At 56.0% G+C, this 17,845-nt stretch carries 17 protein-coding genes and 1 pseudogene; 7 read left to right on the top strand and 11 right to left on the bottom strand.

Annotation, left to right across the window (positions count from 1 at the left end):
• Window positions 1–99 precede the first annotated feature (99 nt).
• The 7 genes from QP381_RS00090 to QP381_RS00060 form a co-directional block, all read right to left on the bottom strand.
• Window positions 100–975, bottom strand: coding sequence for a TrmH family RNA methyltransferase (locus QP381_RS00090; protein WP_006681204.1), 876 nt, complete (start codon window positions 973–975; stop codon window positions 100–102).
• Window positions 972–2,030 (bottom strand): quinone-dependent dihydroorotate dehydrogenase, encoded by a 1,059-nt coding sequence (locus QP381_RS00085; RefSeq protein WP_006681205.1) that lies wholly within the window; start codon window positions 2,028–2,030, stop codon window positions 972–974. The genes QP381_RS00090 and QP381_RS00085 overlap by 4 nt, the downstream gene beginning before the upstream one ends.
• Window positions 2,031–2,048: 18 nt before the next feature.
• Complete coding sequence (locus QP381_RS00080) at window positions 2,049–2,561, bottom strand: hypothetical protein (RefSeq protein ID WP_006681206.1); 513 nt, start codon at window positions 2,559–2,561, stop codon at window positions 2,049–2,051.
• 386 nt (window positions 2,562–2,947) lie between these two features.
• Complete coding sequence (locus QP381_RS00075) at window positions 2,948–3,109, bottom strand: MetS family NSS transporter small subunit (protein ID WP_006681207.1); 162 nt, start codon at window positions 3,107–3,109, stop codon at window positions 2,948–2,950.
• A complete protein-coding gene (locus QP381_RS00070) occupies window positions 3,106–4,728 on the bottom strand; it encodes a sodium-dependent transporter (protein WP_006681208.1) in 1,623 nt (540 codons plus the stop codon). Before QP381_RS00070 ends, QP381_RS00075 begins: the two co-directional genes overlap by 4 nt.
• Window positions 4,729–4,894: 166 nt before the next feature.
• Entirely contained in the window at window positions 4,895–6,037 is a 1,143-nt protein-coding gene (glf, locus tag QP381_RS00065; RefSeq protein ID WP_006681209.1) for a UDP-galactopyranose mutase, read from the bottom strand.
• A gap of 150 nt (window positions 6,038–6,187) precedes the next feature.
• Window positions 6,188–7,204, bottom strand: coding sequence for a glycosyltransferase (locus tag QP381_RS00060; protein ID WP_285067311.1), 1,017 nt, complete (start codon window positions 7,202–7,204; stop codon window positions 6,188–6,190).
• Between the two features lie 200 nt (window positions 7,205–7,404).
• On the opposite strand from QP381_RS00060, the gene QP381_RS00055 reads away from it, so the two are divergent.
• The 4 genes from QP381_RS00055 (at window position 7,405) to QP381_RS00040 (ending at window position 10,317) form a co-directional block, all read left to right on the top strand.
• Complete coding sequence (locus QP381_RS00055) at window positions 7,405–8,349, top strand: ketopantoate reductase family protein (protein ID WP_006681211.1); 945 nt, start codon at window positions 7,405–7,407, stop codon at window positions 8,347–8,349.
• A gap of 69 nt (window positions 8,350–8,418) precedes the next feature.
• A complete protein-coding gene (locus QP381_RS00050; protein ID WP_006681212.1) occupies window positions 8,419–9,249 on the top strand; it encodes an HAD family hydrolase in 831 nt (276 codons plus the stop codon).
• 169 nt (window positions 9,250–9,418) lie between these two features.
• A complete protein-coding gene (locus QP381_RS00045) occupies window positions 9,419–9,649 on the top strand; it encodes a glucose PTS transporter subunit EIIB (RefSeq protein WP_006681213.1) in 231 nt (76 codons plus the stop codon).
• A 137-nt stretch (window positions 9,650–9,786) separates the two neighbouring features.
• Window positions 9,787–10,317, top strand: coding sequence for a PTS sugar transporter subunit IIA (locus QP381_RS00040; RefSeq protein ID WP_285067305.1), 531 nt, complete (start codon window positions 9,787–9,789; stop codon window positions 10,315–10,317).
• 137 nt (window positions 10,318–10,454) lie between these two features.
• Here QP381_RS00040 and malQ read toward each other — a convergent pair whose 3' ends face one another.
• Complete coding sequence (malQ, locus tag QP381_RS00035) at window positions 10,455–12,611, bottom strand: 4-alpha-glucanotransferase (protein ID WP_006681215.1); 2,157 nt, start codon at window positions 12,609–12,611, stop codon at window positions 10,455–10,457.
• Window positions 12,612–12,703: 92 nt separating this feature from the next.
• Window positions 12,704–12,958, bottom strand: coding sequence for a PTS transporter subunit EIIB (locus QP381_RS00030; protein WP_006681216.1), 255 nt, complete (start codon window positions 12,956–12,958; stop codon window positions 12,704–12,706).
• Window positions 12,959–13,178: 220 nt separating this feature from the next.
• Between QP381_RS00030 and QP381_RS00025 the strand changes: the two genes are divergently transcribed.
• From QP381_RS00025 to QP381_RS00015, 3 genes are all read left to right on the top strand, one after another.
• Window positions 13,179–14,138, top strand: coding sequence for an acyl-CoA thioesterase (locus tag QP381_RS00025; RefSeq protein WP_040318560.1), 960 nt, complete (start codon window positions 13,179–13,181; stop codon window positions 14,136–14,138).
• A 1,126-nt stretch (window positions 14,139–15,264) separates the two neighbouring features.
• On the top strand, window positions 15,265–15,765 hold the full coding sequence (locus QP381_RS00020; protein ID WP_006681219.1) for an integrase core domain-containing protein: 501 nt from the start codon (window positions 15,265–15,267) through the stop codon (window positions 15,763–15,765).
• A gap of 248 nt (window positions 15,766–16,013) precedes the next feature.
• Window positions 16,014–16,535, top strand: a complete 522-nt coding sequence (locus QP381_RS00015) for a methyltransferase family protein (RefSeq protein ID WP_006681220.1) — start codon at window positions 16,014–16,016, stop codon at window positions 16,533–16,535.
• On the opposite strand, the pseudogene QP381_RS00010 reads toward QP381_RS00015, so the two are convergent.
• Together QP381_RS00010 and QP381_RS00005 are read right to left on the bottom strand one after the other, a co-directional pair.
• Window positions 16,505–16,828 (bottom strand): annotated as a pseudogene (locus QP381_RS00010) (terminase TerL endonuclease subunit); the annotation flags it as partial. The gene QP381_RS00015 and the pseudogene QP381_RS00010 overlap by 31 nt on opposite strands.
• On the bottom strand, window positions 16,828–17,763 hold the full coding sequence (locus QP381_RS00005; RefSeq protein ID WP_006681222.1) for a nucleoside hydrolase: 936 nt from the start codon (window positions 17,761–17,763) through the stop codon (window positions 16,828–16,830). The gene QP381_RS00005 and the pseudogene QP381_RS00010, both read right to left, overlap by 1 nt.
• Window positions 17,764–17,845 lie beyond the last annotated feature (82 nt).

Raw genomic sequence — 17,845 nt, 5'->3', positions numbered from 1 at the left:
ACTTCCGCTTAAAAGTCGAGGTCACGCCCGCTGGCCTCGACTTTTTAGTATCGCTTCTGCCACTTCGCCGATTGCGTATGGTGGTTCCTCGTTCGTGTTTTACGAGGCCACCTGGCCGACATGGCGAGTTGCCCAGAATACGACTGCGGAGGCTGCTGCGACGTTCAGCGAGTCGACTCCCCCAGCCATTGGAATACGCACAACGGTGTCGGCGTTCGCGATAGTGCGCGGTTTCAATCCGTCGCCTTCTGTTCCCATGACCATCGCGATCTTGGCGTCTGGCACGGTGCAGGCATCGGATTCAACAAACTCGTCCAAGCTGACTGAGTCGTCAGACAGTGCGAGTGCTGCAACGTGGAAGCCAGCATCGTGCAGTTCATCCATTGCGGGCCACTTTTCCATGCGAGTCCACGGCACTTGAAAGACCGTGCCCATTGAGACTCGAACCGATCGCCGATAGAGCGGGTCAGCGCAACTGGGCGTCACCAGAACGGCATCGACGCCAAGAGCGGCCGCGGACCGGAAAGCTGCACCGACATTCGTGTGATCAACGAGGTCTTCAAGAATGACGATGCGACGTGCTGGCTCACCGTTACGGGCAGTTTTCAAAAGATCACTGACTGACTCCAAGACCGGGCGTTGCATCGCTGCCAATGCGCCTCGATGCAGATGAAAACCGGTGATGGTTTCTAAAAGAGCCTCGTCCGCCATGAAAATCGGGATGTCTGCCCCGTCGGGCGACCCCGTTGCCTTCTCGATCAGCGGAGCAAGATCACTCATCCATTTTTCAGCCATAAGGAATGACCGCGGATGATGACCGATTTCTAGGGCACGCATAATCACGTTCGTTGACTCTGCCATGTAGAGTCCGCGTTCGGGTTCAAGAGCGGCACGAAGCTTGACGTCTTTCAGCTTCGTGTAATCGGCCAGACGAGGATCTTGGTCAAGATCAGCCGATTGAAGAGGAATAATCACGGACGCACCTTCGCCAATTCCCTGTTCACTTCACCCGGCCATGATGGCCCCTCGTAGATGAACGCGGTGAAGGCTTCGACAAGATCGGCACCTGCACTCAGCATGGCGCGCGCATCGTTCGAAGTGAAGATTCCGCCGGCTCCGATCAGGATCTGCTCATCATCGAGGTTCGAGGCAACAAGGCGTACAACGTCCAGGGCACGCTCACGCAATGGAGCTCCGGATACACCACCATCACCCAGATCGTGGTTGATGGTCGTGTTCGTGGCGACTACACCAGCCACACCCAGTTCGCGCGTGAGCGCACAGATGTCGACGATATCTTCATCAGCCAGATCGGGAGCAATCTTGACGAACAGAGGAATCGGACGGTCCGTGGCTTCCTCGCAACCTTTTCGGGCTGCCTGCAGGATCAGACGAAGCGAATCAACGGATTGAAGATCGCGAAGCCCCGGAGTGTTCGGAGAAGACACATTGACGATCACAAAATCAACCCACGGTGAAAGCTTGCGAGCGCAGTATTCGTAATCTGCCGGGGCCTCTTCGGCGGGAGTTACCTTGTTTTTCCCAATATTGGCACCAACAATCGCGTTGCGACCCGCTTTTGTTGAACGCAGTTTCTTCAAGCGCTCACCCGCAGCATCGGCACCTTCGTTGTTGAATCCCATGCGATTACGAAGACCCTGAGATTCCATCAGACGCCACAAGCGAGGTCCCTCATTGCCAGGTTGGCCCTTCGGGGTGATCGTACCGACCTCGACGAATCCGAAGCCCAAAGCAGTCAGTCCAAGAACCGCACACGCATCTTTGTCCATTCCTGCTGCAAGACCCAGGCGGTGACGTACAAGACGCCTGCCAATGTAAACCTTGCGTCGCTCTGGAAGCGAATCAACATCGATATCGTCAAAGTGACCGATCGTCGCTCGCATTAAACCGCGAGTAAGTGCACACTTTCCTGCATGTTCAATGGCAGTAATACCCAAATGATGAGCCATCTCAGGATCGATGCGATAAATGAACGTTTTAAACAACCACGAGTACGTCTGACGGATCATGCCTTAAGCCTATGTGTTTCAGTCCCACCATATCCACCACCCATTTCGTGATTGAAAATCGGTGGGGACTAAGAGAAATTCATCAGGATCCCCTTGAGCGCTGGTCAGCCCGTATTTTTCACGAAGAATCGGCCAACATAACGCCAACGAACGTGCATATGGAGCCTGCGCAGAGCAGTCGGGTGTGGAAGGAAGATAGATTCCATCAATGCTGATCCGTTCGTCAAAACGAGGTGCACACACAACGTATCCGCTCAAATAGACTCCCCGATTGTTCGCGCACGCTTTCAATAGGTCACACACCTGTGGTCCGGAGTTTTGTGATTCTTCCAGGTTTGCTTTGGGAAGCAGGGACAGAAGCTCACCAGCAACGTGGGATCCGATCATGTCAAAACGTGCAAAATCATCGCTCAAAGCGGGAAGACACATATAGGGCGATAACAGTTCATAGAGCCCCGTTTCGTGAACCCAATGGCGTGGACCGTACAGTCCCTCATAGCCCGACATTGGTTGAAGAGTATTCAGCGTCATCATGCAATCCTTTCTTCGTTGAAAACGACTGCTTTTACTGAACGCCGAACCGGCTGAGGGCGCATCTTCATTCCCTCGCTTCTGTGGATAAGTGCCCCTTCATCACTTTTGTGGATAACTCCCCAGGACTGGCCAATACGACAACGCCATCGACTACACCCCCACATACCAAGACGGCTCCCTAGATATCCGCACAGGCTGGGCAGGCCACTCAAGCACCCCGACACGCCCGGAAAAAGACACACAATTCGGGCATCAGCCCCCCTTGGGTATTAATCCAAAACTCGGGTGGAATGCAATAAAGGCGGTGGCCGGTGATGAACAGTCATCACCGGCCACCGCCGTCGATCAAGCCAAACGCCACGCAAGGCACTTCCACGGCTTCATCATTCGCTTGTTGTCGAGCCCTTCGGGTCTAGCGACTGAGCTGGAGCCTCGGCCTCGTCCCCGGGAACTGAAAGGGTGCGGAGAAGCACGACGGAGGCAACAAGGCCACCCCACACAAGAAGGATCGTCACAAGGAACATGACGGTTGCAGCTGCGCTCACGATGCACCTCCTTCACGGGTTACCTCAGCGGTTTCGGCGCCGGAAACGGTCGCATTAACCAAAGCGTCTTCGTCTTCTTCAACAAGGTGAGCAACCGTAGCTGCATCGACGCTGTGATGACTCCAGGGCAAAAGCGTCAGGATTACAGACACGATGATCGCGAACGCAACCGAGCCCCAACCAAAGATCAGGACGAAGCTGGTCTTGTAGCCACCGTAGCCTTCCTGGATGTAGCCGACGATCGCAGAGAAGAGCATGAAGATCAGCACTGCGGGGATAATGACGCCGACCAGCGCTTCCCAAGCCTTCGGCACCTTGACGCTGGACACTGAGTTCAGATGTGTGCGCAGGCCCTTCAAACGCGGAGCGAAGAGCGCTACCAAGATTGCCATCGAAACAGCGGTCGACACGACGCCGATGTTGTTGATGAAGGTATCGACGATATCCAGGTTGTTCAGACCCGAGCGGGTACCGAACAGAGACAGGGAGATAATCATTGCGGGAACGCCGAGGACCATGGAGGCCTTAACCGGCGAGAAACCGAACTTATCCTGCAGACCGCCGGATACAACCTGAAGGAGCGACAGTAGCGAGGTAATACCGGCAAGCACCAAGGAAGCGAAGAACAAGACGCCGAACAACGAACCACCGGGCATCATCGAAACGATCTGCGGGAAGGTCACGAAGGACAAGATCGGGCCAGTCAGGCCTTCCAGTTCATTCACGCCCACACCCTGCGATGCTGCCATGAAACCAAGAGCAGAGAAGACGCCGATACCGGCGAGGATTTCGAACGAGGAGTTCGCGAAACCTGCGACCAGAGCGGTGCCGGTCAGGTTCGTCTTCGGCTTCAGGTAGGACGCATACGTCAACATGATGCCGAAGCCCACGGACAGCGAGTAGAAGACCTGTGAGAAGGCTGCGAGCCACACGTGCGGGTCGGACAACTGTCCCCACTGCGGAGTGAAGAATGCGTTCAGACCATCGATCGCGCCATTGAGGAAGATTGCGCGAAAAACCATGACCAGGAACAGGACAACCAGCAACGGAAGGAAGACCTTGTTTGCTGCTTCAACGCCCTTGGACAGGCCACGGCCGATGATCAGAAGGACGAACATCCACACGAGTGCCAGCGGGATCATGATGGCTGCAACGGGGCTCCATGAGAAGGTTTCACCATCAACGGTCTGCAGGAAGTCATTCAGGAAGAACCCCTGAGGATCATCGCCCCACGATTGGTTCACCGAGTAGATCATGTACTGAACGCCCCATGCGATCACGGCACCGTAGTACACCATAATCACGAAGCAAACCAGAACCTGGAACCAGCCGATAAACTCGCCACCGGCTTTCAAGCGACGCAGCGCCCACGGCGGTGAACCACGGAACTTGTGGCCAAGCGAGTAGTCGAGCCACAGCATCGGAATACCGACTGCGATCAGCGCGACAAGGTAAGGAACAAGGAAGGCGCCACCGCCATTTGCGTAGGCGACACCGGGGAAACGCCAGATATTTCCCAGACCGATTGCGGAGCCGATCGCGGCAAGGAGGAAGCCGGTCTGACCGGTCCAGGTATCCTTGCGTTCCGGCTGCTCGGCCGTAGGTGTTTGAGTTGACATGGGTACTCCCTATAGACAGGATTTCCATTCAATGTAACGGCCACGCATAAAGTGCCGGCAAAATGTCCACCAGATAGACACCTAGGCGCACATTGGTCGCTTAAACGTTTGACAGGATCTTCGTCGCCTTCGCCTCAGGGCTGAAGTCGGACTTGGCGTACACGCCTTACCAGCGCGAAACAACCTCATCAAAACGGGTCAAAGCCGACGCAATCGCCATATGCATATCGAGGTACTGATACGAGCCAAGTCGCCCGCCAAACAGAACCTTGTCCTCCTGCGTCGCAAGCTCGCGGTAGGTAGCCAGAGTCTGCCTGTCGGTCGGCGCTGAAACCGGGTAGTACGGCTCGTCATCAATAGTGGCGAAGCGCGAGAACTCGCGCATAATCACTGTGTTCGTCGCACCCGTCCGGTCACGTTCAGGATGCAGGTGAGCAAACTCGTGGATGCGCGTGTAGGCAACGGTTTCATCGGCGTAATTCATCACCGAACACCCCTGGTAGTCAGCGGTATTGACGACTTCGGTCTCAAAATCAAGGGTTCGCCACTTCAGCTCGCCTGCCTGGTAATTGAAGTAGCGATCAATTGCACCCGTGTACACAACACCGGTTTGACCAACCGTGCGCTCTTTGGAGAATTCGTGTGAATCATCGAAGAAATCGGTGTTTGTCTTCACTGTGATGCGTGGATGATCAGCCAGCCGGGTCAGCCATGCTCCGTAGCCGTCGACGGGAAGCCCCTCGTAGGTGTCGCGGAAATAGTGGTTGTCGTAGGTAAAACGAACGGGAAGACGCGAAATGATTGCAGGATCCAGATCCTTCGGATCCATCTGCCACTGCTTCGCGGTGTATCCCCTAATAAACGCCTCATAGAGCGGGCGACCGATCAGGCTGATCGCCTTTTCTTCCAGATTCTCAGGAGTTTTACCACCGAGCTCTGACGCCTGCTCTTCCACAAGCGCTCGAGCAGCGTCTGGCCCGTAGGCCGCATTGAAGAACTGATTGATCGTCCCTAGGTTGATCGGCATCGGGTAAACAACGCCCTGATGGTTTGTGTAGACGCGATGCTGGTAATCGTTGAACGCCGTAAAGCGATTGACGTAATCCCAGACGCGTTCATTTGACGTGTGAAACAGGTGCGTCCCGTATCGGTGCACTTCAACACCAGTTTCAGGATCAACTGATGACCATGCGTTGCCACCGATGTGCTCACGGCGTTCGACGACAGTCACGTTCATACCGCGAAGTTCGGCTGCCTGACGCGCAAGCGTGAGTCCGAAGAATCCGGAGCCAACAACGACAAGATCCATACAACCGGTCCTTTCACACAGGCAAGAGCACGTGTGTCAACCGCGCACGCCCACAATGCAGATTCCCCCCAGTTTAGTGGCAAGAACGCAGTCTTCCGGCCAACAGCACGTTGTCAGAGCACAAAGAACGACCAGAACGGGCAAGCCCGGTCAGTTAAAGCCAATGAGCGCTCGGACAATCCCATAGCCTTTTCGCAGAACCCATTCATTCTTCATGCGAATCGCTCGCCCCAGAAGATCGGACTCAACACGTTTGGCCGCGACGGGATTTACGTCTTCAAGGTCCTTCCACAGCTGGTCTTTCATCGCCAGGTGCTCGTCAGTTCCCGACAGAACAGCCATGATTGTGCAGACCACGCAGTTAATGCGCAGGTAGTGGATCATGTAGTTATAGAGGTTGGCCGGAACCGTGTCCGGGTCCGGAATAGCCTTCACCATCTCACGATTGACGCGCATCAGTTGATCCAAGCGCGAAATCATCACGGGCTCGTTGACCGACTGGTCGTCGCGACCAATGAAGTAGCGGTACAGGTCGACGTCAAGGTAGCGGATCGTGCGAATCAGCGGGAACGGCGTGTGGGAGTAAATGAAGTCAACGTAAAACGTGTGCTCGGGCATGACCAGACCGGACTGACGGACAAGTTCGGTGCGCATGGTCAGCGAGTGCATCATCAGGTACTGCGTGTAACGGCACTTACGAACGTCTTCCCAGCCAATTGTGCGTCCCTGTGGCAGGACGTTGCGGTAGCGGACAATCAGCTTGTGCGCTTTGCCCTGCTTTTCGTAGACGTAGTTAGTGACCAGAAGATCCAGTTCACGCCCGTTCGCACGTTCTTCACGAAGAACGTCAAGCACCTTGTTCATTGCCGCGCGATCAACCCAGTCGTCAGAATCGACGACGCGAACGTGTGTGCCCGTGGCAACTTTCAAACCGGCATTGACTGCGCCACCATGGCCTTTATTTTCCTGGTGGATAGCCCGCACGCAGGTCGGATACTTTGAAGCCCACCGATCAGCAAGCGCACCGGTGTTGTCTTTTGAGCCGTCGTTGACGATCAATACTTCCACTTCATCGTTGTAGTCAACGAGGGTCGCAAGCGCCCGATCCAGATAGTCCTGCGAGTTGTACGAGGGAACGATGACAGACAGCAACGGCTGGGCGGACATGAGCTTTCCTTGATCGATGTCAGGCGGGTATGCATTAAGCATAGTCGTTGAAGCGTTACGCATATCGCGCCCCCTATCAGACGCAGGTGCCTGGGAAGAGATGCGTGGCCTCGTACATAAATCACCATTGCCGAGTGTTAACAGTTGAGAATTTTTCGCAAACCGGTGACGCGCACCCGCAAACGTGCCACTATCGAAGCATGAAGATCGCAATTATTGGTTCCGGCGGCGTGGGCGGCTACCACGCAGGTGCTCTCATGGATGCGGGCGCCGAGGTTCATATCGTCACCACTCCCCGTCACGTCGCAGCAATCAGCGACAGGGGCTTGATCGTGCACACCGAATCCAGTTCGCGCACCTACCACCCCGCATCGGTGACCACCGACGGCACGGGCGTAGGCGTCTGCGACCTGGTGATGATCACCGTCAAGCTCACTCACTTCGAAGAACCGCTGGAAAACTGCCAGCAGATGATCGGCCCGGACACGCTGGTCCTGACCTTCCAGAACGGTGTCGTTGCGCCCGACATGGTGGCAAAACGCTTCGGAGCAGAGCACGCACTACCGTGCGTCACCTTCATCGTTGCCTTCATCGACGGCCCGGGCGAGGTCCGTCAGATCGGCGCCCGACCAAAGATGCTCATCGGCAGTGCACCAATTGGCTTGGACGGAACGTACCCGATCCTCGAAGAATTCAAGGACGCACTGCTTGCCAACGGCGTTGATGCGCACATGTCCCCCACGATCGCACACGACCTCTGGTACAAGTACGCGGTCATCTGCACCATGGGTGGCGTGAACGTTCTGGCAAACGCGACCGTCGGCGAAATACGCTCCTTCGACGAAACCCACGCTCTCTGGACAAAGTCCGTGAAAGAGGTCCAGTCGGTCGCGCGCGCCAGCGGCGTTGATTTGACCAACGAGGACTGCGAAAAGATCGTCGGCGAGCTGGATAGCTACCCGGAAGCCTCGACCTCGTCGATGCAACGCGACCTGATTGCAGGAAAACTGTCAGAACTGGAGTACCTGAACGGAGCTCTTGTGGCGAAAGCTGACGCTGCCGGAATTGATGTTCCGTTACAGCGCCTGATTGTGACCATCGCGCGCTTGCATGCCAAGCGTGGTCGCGTTGGTCTAGCTTCCTAGCCCTCCTGCACTCTTACTTCACACGGTCGTTCGAGCATCGCGTCTGAGCGACCGGATATCCTAAGGACCATGACGTCTGCTTCCTCTTCAGCCCAGTTAATCTTCCTTGACCTTGACGGAACCCTGATCGGCAAAGACCAAACGGTCCCCGAATCCGCCCGTCAAGCGTGCGAGCAAGCCGTCGAAGGCGGCCACACCCTGTTCATGTGCACGGGTCGTTCGATCCCGGAAATCTACCCCTACCTGTGGGATTTCGGTTTTTCAGGGTGCGTTGCGGGAGCGGGAAGCTACGTGCGCGTCGGCCAGGAAGTCCTGCTGGACGAACGCGTTGACCCCGCGCTGATCGAACCGATCACCGATGTGTGGCGTCAGCTTGACGGAATGTGGATCTGGCAGGGGTCGGACGCCATGCACCCCTCCGAGGGATTCATGGAGATGTTCCTTGAAACCGCCGGAATGAAGCCCCAGGATTGGGCTCCCTACGCCGAGTCCATCGCCCCCTATCTTGGCGAGGGTCTTCCGAAGTCATCAGCGAAGTGCACGGCGTACATCCCAGCAGGTAACACGACCTACCAGCAGGTTCGCTCCCTTATCCCCGACTCGATGGACGTCATCCCCGGCTCTATTCCCGCAGGTAACACTCTGGTTTTTGAGGTGACTCCAAAGGGAATCTCGAAGGGCACTGGCATTCAGCTGGCTGCTCGCCATCTTGGTTTCGACATCGCTCACACCATCGCCATCGGCGATTCCATGAATGACCTTGAAGCACTGCAGGTGGCTGGAAGGTCAGTCGCAATGGGCGGAGCCGACCCCGTAATCGTCGCAGCCGCAACGTTCGAAACCGCCACCTTGGAAGAAGACGGTTTGGCCCGCGCCTTCGAAAAGTTGGCGCTGATCTAGTGGTCGCGACCTCGTCCTTTCTGCATCTCACCCAAGGGACGAAGCCGCGCTCACCACGTGAGCATTTTCCCCACTTAATGCGCGATGAACAGGGCACATTCATCCAAAGCACGCTAAACTAAACTAAATGTGACATATGCCCTATTTGCGGTGTTTTGAGGAGGCCCACATGAGTCAGGCAGCAGACATCCTTTCAGCCCTCGGTGGCTGGGACAACATTAAGACGATCGAAGCGTGCATCACTCGTATCCGCGCAGAGGTCACGGATGAAGACAAGATCGACGAAAAAGCCCTCTCTGACGCGGGCGCATTCGGTGTTGTCACCGTCGCAAACTCGGTGCAGGTCGTCATGGGCCCCGAAACCGAAACCATCGTCGAGGAAATCGAAAAGCTCAAGTGACCCACGCGATTATCGAAGCTGGCATCATCGCAACAATGATTGCGGTTCACTGCGCACAGTTCGTTCCTTCTTTGGCGCGAACCCGCACCACGCGGTGACCGCGCACCTCATTCGTTGAAGATCACGCATCTACTTCCATGACGTTCACGATCTACGCACCACTTTCCGGCACGGTCGAAGCTCTTTCCGCCGTGCCGGATCCTGTGTTTTCTCAAGAGATTATTGGGCCTGGTTTCGCTATTGTGCCCGAGAGCGAAGGCGCGGGTGCAACCATTGATGTTGCTGACGTGGGTGCGAGCACGAGCGATGCTGGCGCGAGTGCTGACTCGCTCTCTATCGCGAACGCTCCAATTTCGGGGACAGTTCATTCGCTTCACCCGCACGCTTTTGCGATCAAGCATCGGTCGGGCACAGGAATCTTGGTTCACCTTGGTATCGATACAGTGAACTTGAAGGGTGAAGGGTTCACCGTCCACGCTTCTAAGGGCGATGCGGTGAAAGCCGGCTCACCTTTAATCACGTGGGACCGTAGCATTGCGCGCCGTGCTGGCCTTGCCGTGATTGTTCCCGTCATCGCTCTGCGCCCCGATGTGTCCATGAAATTGCTGGTCAAGCCGGGGACTTTCGTTCGAGCCGGGATTGCAATCGCCGACTGCTGGGAGCTCTAGCACTTTTCCGGTGGCACCACCTACACCTCACGCGACACAACCACGCCCTCAGACACTAAACCGTCGCATCAGGTGTAGCCCGTGCACGCAAACCGGTCACTCTCTCAAAACCAGCCAGCGAAAACCCAACCAGTCCCCTACTTTCGAGCGCGCACCGATGCCGTAAGAACGGTGAACAGGGAGTTCAAACGCTCATTGGCCGGAAGGTCGTCAATGTAAACCTCAACACCGTCAGCATCACAGAGCGGAACACGCCAGTTCGGATATTCCTTGTCAGTGCCGGGAAGATTCTGCGGGCGCCTGTCCCCCACCGCATCCACCAACGATGCCACGACCAGCTGAGATGAGGTCTGCGCAACATACGCATGCAAGGCTTCAACGATCTCACGCTCTGACGGGGATGCGGATTCAAGCAACCCGTATTCACGAAGTCGAGCCAACACCTGTTCACGTTCAAGACGATCAGCGGCTCGCACGGATTCGACATCCTCGACCAGCAGACCAAGCTCGTCACGCAAAGTGGTCTGCACACCAGCCAAGTATCCGGCAGTCGGTGGCAGGTCGTGCGTGTTCACTGCGGCAAGGCACGCGGTGCGATACGAGCCGGGGTGAAGTGGCCATCCGCCACCATCCTTCTCGAACCAGAGGATCGAGGTCCCTAGGATGCCTCGCGAACTCAGGTAGTCGCGGACCCACGGTTCAACGGTTCCGAGGTCTTCACCAATGACAACTGCTCCGGCGCGTTGCGCTTCTAGGAGCACGGTTCCGACCATGGCCTCGTGATCGTAGTACACGTAGGTGCCGTTTCCGGCACCCATGCCCGCTGGGATCCACCAGAGGCGAAAGAGGCCGAGGATGTGGTCGATACGGATGGCTCCCGCGTTGGCGAGGGCTGCGCGGACCATGTCGCGGATCGGCTTGTAGCCGGCCTGTGCCAGGGCTCGTGGCGACCATGGCGGTTCCGACCAGTCCTGTCCCTGCTGGGAGTACATGTCTGGCGGAGCACCAACAGTCATACCTTGGGCGAACACGTGGCGGTTGGACCAGGTTTCGGATCCGTGTGAGTGAACACCGACGGCAAGGTCAGCCATGATGCCGATGTCCATACCGACGTCGGTTGCGACGCGTTGCGCGTCTTGCATCTGCTGGGAGACGATCCACTGGCACCATTCCCAGAATTCGATGCGGTCTGCCAGTTCAAGGCGGGCACGGTCAGCGGACGGTGATGTTGAGGATGCGATCTCGTCGGGCAGGATGCAGGATTCGTTTGCTTCTGCCAGGGCACTCCAGAGTGCGAAGTTCGCCAGATCGCGTCCACCTTCTTCGACGAAGTGGGTGAATTGCGAGGTTCGGTGGTACGAGCGTGGAATCTGGTAGATCAGTTCGAGAGCTTTACGTTTGGTTTCCCACGTGCGATCTCGGTCGACCAGCGCATCCGCGGTATCGGTAGCGTTCGTGGCTAGGCGGAGTTCTTCGATGGATCGACGAACGTCAGGTGATGCGTCGGCGAATTCGTCGATTGCTTCGGGGCGGATGTAGATGGGGTTCAGCCAACGGCGCGAAACCGGTAGGTACGGTGAGTTTTCCATCGGCGTGATCGGGCTGGACGCATGGATGGGGTTGATGAGCAGGAAGTCTGCTCCCCTGTCGGCGCATACTGACGCGAGATCGGCAAGGTCTTCAGCGTCACCCAATCCCCACGAGCGTGCCGAACGCGTTGAGTACAGCTGTGCAGATACGCCCCAGCGTCGCTTGGCGTCAGCGAGCGGGCCATTGTCAATGTGGTTGGGCGCTACAAGCAAGGTTGCGGAGTGGACTTCTCCGCCTTCAAGCGTTGCGACGATCCGGTGCCAGCCCGGTGCCAGGTGGTCGGGTGTTTCGAAAGTTGCGCGGCCGATCAGCGCGTCACCGATTTGGCGCGGGGCGATGTAGCGGTCGAGTTGCGTGCAGTCGCCGGATGTTCCGTCTTCGCTGATCCAGGTGACGTGCACCCAGTTGCCGTGGGGGACGTGGACGGGGAAATCACGGTGTTGTCCTTGGCGTGCCACGATCGTTGGTGGCAGTGTGGCAAGCCAGAATCGGTCTTCTGTTTCCGTCAGCGCGTGGTGGATATCTCCGACCGTTGAGTCGGCGTCAACGTTGACGCCGAGTGCTTTGAGGACAGCGAGCAGAGAGTCAGCTGAAACGAATTTTTGTTGTCCGTACCAGTCCCAGAAGAAGGTTGCGACACCGTTTTTGTCGGCGAGGGCTCGTAGCGTGTCAATATCGGACGCTGCTGGCGCACTCCAGTCCACGTGTGACTCCTTTGGTTGCGGGCGTACAGCCAAGTCTATGCGTCAGTCTTGCCCTTGGGAACCGTTGGCCGGCAAAGTGGACGCGACTCTAGTTACGCTTCGTTGGCAGTGTCCCTTTTGACAACAGTTGCCATTTTTTCTGCGATGTCGTCAGATTCTGTGCCTGCGATGATTTGGACGATGTTACCGGATCGGACGACTGCTAGGACGAACGGCATGCGGAGTGCGTCTTCGTTGACGTTTGCTTGGTTGCCTACTTCGACTCGGATGCGGAGGGAGCACGGTTCGATGTCGATGATGTTGGAAGATCCACCGAGGGCGTCAACCAACGCGAGAGCCGATTCCATCCCGCTCCTTCCTTCCAAGGCATAGTCCTGTTGCGATCCGCATCACATGGTAGCCCTTTAAACGTATGATCGCAATCACTAAACACGGTCAGGCTAGTGTTTTTTGGCTGTTTTTTGCAGCTTTTCTACGTTGTCTAGTGTTGACAGTAGGCGGCTTTCTGCGCCTAGGGTAGGTGGATTGTGCGGTGGCGTGCGCGAAGTTTCAGGTGAAAATAGATACATGACTCATCCCATTGATGTTCCGCTGATTTCTACTGAGCCTGTTGCTTCTGTATTAAGGATTTTGGCTTTGGAGGAGTCTGGTCACGATCGTTTTGTTGGCCATTCGTTGCCTCAGGTGAGGCGTGTTTATGGTGGCCAGGTTGTGGCGCAGGCGTTGGTTGCTGCCGCTGCGACGATGGATGAGGGGCGTCTTCCTCATTCATTCCACACGTATTTCATGCGTGGTGGCGACCCGTCAATACCGTTTGAGCTTGAGGTTCAACGTCTTCGCGATGGGCGTTCGTTTTCTTCGCGTCGGGTTGTGTGTCGCCAGGGTGAGAAAGAGATTCTGGCGTTGCAGGCGTCGTACGAAAAGAACGAGGCTGGCTTGGCTTTCACGTCTGACTCCCCTGCCGTGACACCGCCGGAAGAGCTTTCGAGCGCTTTGGAGATTTTTCGGGCGATGGATCATCCGGTTGGGCGTTTTTTGGGGAAAACAACGGCATTTGATGTGCGCCATGTTCAGCAGTCGCTGTATACGAAGTCGGATGAGTCGTTGGCCAGTCGCCAGCAGTTATGGATGAAGCCTCGTGCCGAGGTGCCTGCTGAGGCGAGCCAGCATGTTCATCGCGCTTTGTTGGCGTATGTGATTGATCAGGTGATGTTGGAGCCTGCGATGCGTGCGTTGGGGTTGTCTTGGATGACTCCTGGCATGTCGGCTGCGTCGTTGGATCATGCGATGTGGTTCCACCGCGATGTGGATATTAATGAATGGTTGTTGTTCGATGGGACGTGTTCAAATGTGAATTCGTCGCGTACGTTGGTTCGTTATCAGGTGTTTACGCGTAATGGGACGCTGGTCGCTGAGGCTGAACAGCAGGGGATGTTGCGCGTTCCTGGGAATGGGCAGGCTGGTTCTGGGCGCTGGGGTTTCGGTGTGGATCCAAAGACCGGTCAGTTGCGTGCTGGTATGGCGTAGTTGTGTTGGCGTAGGTGCGGGACGGTTTGGCGTTGTGGAACGCAAACAACCTCAGTTGCCGCAGCTATAGGTAGTGCGGAGTCACCGCTGGCAACTCTGCACTACCTATTGGGGATCGAGTGAGGCTCAGTCTTCGTAGCAACGCTTGCCTCCACGGGCGAGTACTTCATGCCCTCCTCCAACACGGCGATCTTGTTGCCGTTTCTCGAAACCCGAAGCTCGTCATCTCGGGGTTAGTTTCATCATGCAACAGCCGGTATAAGGGGTGTTCGAGGGCTTTTCCTTGTCGCCACCGTCCTTGTAACGGTATACGTGCAGTGGTAGTGGAGTGTCCTTGGTTTTTGGGTCCAGGTGACTTGAGTGTTGTCCATTGATGTCCCGCCACTAGGTGGGGAGAATGGAGCAATGGTGAAAAAGTTCAGTAAGCACACGCCCGAACAAATTGTTCGTAAGCTCAACAAATCACGGGAGTTGAGGGAATCAGGATTGGCGACGGCTCAGATCCTCACAGATCCCAGCACTCACTAAGAACTACTCGATTCAATTGTGCTGAGAGGGTGGTGAAAGACTCATCGAAGTGAGTGCGTCCGGCGTTGACCCGGATCTCGTTCTCGAACGAGTAGCCCCACAGAGTGCAGACTAGGGTATCAAGAGACCTCCGAGAAGAACTCTCGTGTCCGAACCCAAAGTTCATGCGTTGGGCGCCCTATCGTGACTACCGAATACTCACACAGACGGATCAACTAATTTGGCTGCCACAGGTCTCTGGTTAGCGCGATCCTGGCCAAGCCCAGTCATCAGACATTCCTTGTAGACGAGTCGCAGTCTACGGTACCTAGAAGAAGAATCCCTGGCGCGCCGCCTTGCCACGATCAATATCTCGTTGAACTTTCATCAAAGCTTCACGCTCTTCGGGCGGAGCTTCATGCATTCTCTTGTCAATTCTCCTTCGCAGAGAGAAATGCCACCAAATGGCAAATCCAACTAGCACGAGAACCGCGAGCACAATCCATTCAGCGATAGTCATATTTTAGTATCTCACAAGGTTCCCCCTCCCCCGCACAGCAAGGATTCGGCGTTGAAGCATCCCGGGTTTTGTTCCGAGGTTTTTGTGAGAGGATTTCGCATGCCAAGGAACTATATAAAAGTTTTTGGGGAGCGGGATGTCAGGCTTGTTGAGGATCGTCTGCGGGATAATCTGGGAGTGTCTGAAACCCGCGAACACGTCGCTTTCATAGTTGCTAGGAAGCTTGATGCTGCTTCGGTGATTGAACTGCTCGACCTTGCCTGCCTCGAGCATGGTGGACGTCCCAGGGTGATCCGGATGGATAACGGCCCCGAATTCATCTCTCACGCACTGCAAGAGTGGGCAACCGAGGATGGGACATTCCAAGCGTTTATCCCGCCCGGTCAGCCATGGCATAACGGGTTCGTTGAATCGTTCCACAACCGGATGAGAGACGAGCTGTTAGAGGACAACAGTATCGAGAACCTGGAACACGCTCGCCCGCTCGTAAATCTGCGGTCACGACGTTACAAAGACTTCCATCCGCATTCCTCGCTGGGCTACCTCAGCCCACGACAATATGCGGAACAATGGAGACAAGAAAACACGGTCAACGCTTAAACCACGTGGACCTAATCCTTAGGCCACTCCAGTAGCCCGGCTATCGCCTCAGCCAAGATCCGTACGTAGCCATAGACAGCAGTCATCTGCATCGCGAAACGTTCTGTCACCAGACGCCCAGCAGATGTCGGCCCAAATAGAAACGAATAGAACGGCGTTATATGGTGGTTTTTAGCTTCGCACGCTTTGGGACGTAGCCAGTTTTTAGACCCATATAAGTTCCTTCCTGGATATGCGAAAATATCTCTATGAACACGGCCGGCACTTCGCATCTTCCCGTGCTAGGGGTAGGGCCTATCTATGTATCGGCTATTTTCGCGCTCACGGTCACGGCGAGCATTCTCAGCTATTTAGGTCTCGCATCAAACGGCGCTATCGCTAACGCGTGGATACGAATACTCATGATTGCAGCAGGCCTGCTCGTGATTGCGGAGGCCGTAATTGTGTGGTGTGCGGCGGTCTTTGGCTCTCACATGGTCCAAAGTGTCAAGACCGGCAAGCTCATGACCAGTGGGATTTACGCATGGGTGCGCCACCCCGTTTACGCAGCCTTTTTGCTGTTGAACTGCGGTCTCTTGCTCGTGCAAGCAAACTGGTGGCTGCTAGCCCTACCAGTGATTTATTGGGTAGGCCTGAGCGTCTTGATGAAACACACCGAAGAGCGCTGGCTAGAAAACAAATTCGGTGACGAATACACCCGCTATGCCACCCGCGTTAACCGCATCCTTCCCTGGCCACCTCATAGCACCAAAAGTCCCCGCAAATCATAAACTGAGCTCGCCTCTGGGGTGTTGCCGCATCTTATTGCCCGATTTAAGGCCATGATGGTAGCGACGACTCCATCGATCTTCTCGGCGGATTTTTGTTTGTCGGGTTTGATGTTTCCTGCTGGGTCAGTACGCACATGAATGTTATCGACCATCCAAGCCAGCACTGGGTGCCCGCCATGGGTTAGCTTGCCCTCTAAGGCAAGTTTCATGAGTTCCTTCGACGGTGGGGACATGTCTTTGAAGCCTTGCCCAAACGGCACCACCGTGAAACCAGCATCCTCAAGGCGGGCACTCAGTAAAACCTCACCAGCTGTTGAACCAAGCGCCCTGCAAGCTCGTCTTCAAGTTCGAATACGGCGCGGACGTTGCCCGACGGGTCGAGGCGTTCGATTGTTTGGCCTCGTCCTTCACCATCGGTGGTATCGACGCTGACTCGCATCTGTTCGCTCCGCTTGGCACTCGACATTCTGCTGGCGAGCGCCACTGTCATCGGATCGTGGAGCGCGCATGAACGCCGACCGAAGACGTCCGTGTAGAAGTCGAAGTACAGGTTGAGGATCTCGCCGAGCGCGCTGACGAAGGGGTGCGAGTGTTCCAGTAGCGCTCGTCGATGTTCTTCGAACATCGGGTATTGCATCGTCACATCAAGAGGAACCAAGGTAATCGGCCATTTGGCATCAAAGACCCGCTGCGCCGCTTCGGGATCGTTCGCGATATTGGCCTCTGCGACAGGCGAAACATTTCCGGGCACGCGTAGTGCGCCACCCATGATGACAAGCTCTTTCACGAGCTGTGGCAACGCCGGCTCCAATTCAATCGCGTGCGCAAGGTTCGTCAGCGGTCCGACAGCAATAACAACGAGGCTACCCGTATACTCGCTCGCGAGATCGATCAGAAGCTCGGCCGCACTCCTCGTATCAGCGGCTTGGGTCGACGCGGGAAGTTCGACGTTGCCAACGCCATTTTCCCCATGGATATGGGGCACTCCCCCGTCATAAGGGTGGGTAAGGAAGTCGTGTGCACCAGTCGCGACTGGTATCCCCGATCGTCCCGCTAAAGCAAGAAGATCAAGCGTGTTTCGCGTTGCCTGTTCGGCATCAGTATTCCCAGAAACGCACCCAACGCCGACGAGCTTCAGGCTGGGGTTGGCAAGACAGAGGGCCAATGCCAGCGCATCATCGATTCCCGTATCGCAGTCCAAGAACACTGGTGTTTGAGTTGGGATCATTTGTCTTTCCTTGCCTCTTACGTTCCCCTAACGGGCCCCTGATGTGACCACGATATAACGAAGTGGAGCGTAGCCAATCGGC

Source organism: Pauljensenia sp. UMB6358, assembly GCF_030216865.1.
Lineage (GTDB): Bacteria > Actinomycetota > Actinomycetes > Actinomycetales > Actinomycetaceae > Pauljensenia > Pauljensenia turicensis_A.
This window is presented reverse-complemented; position numbering and strand designations above follow the sequence as displayed.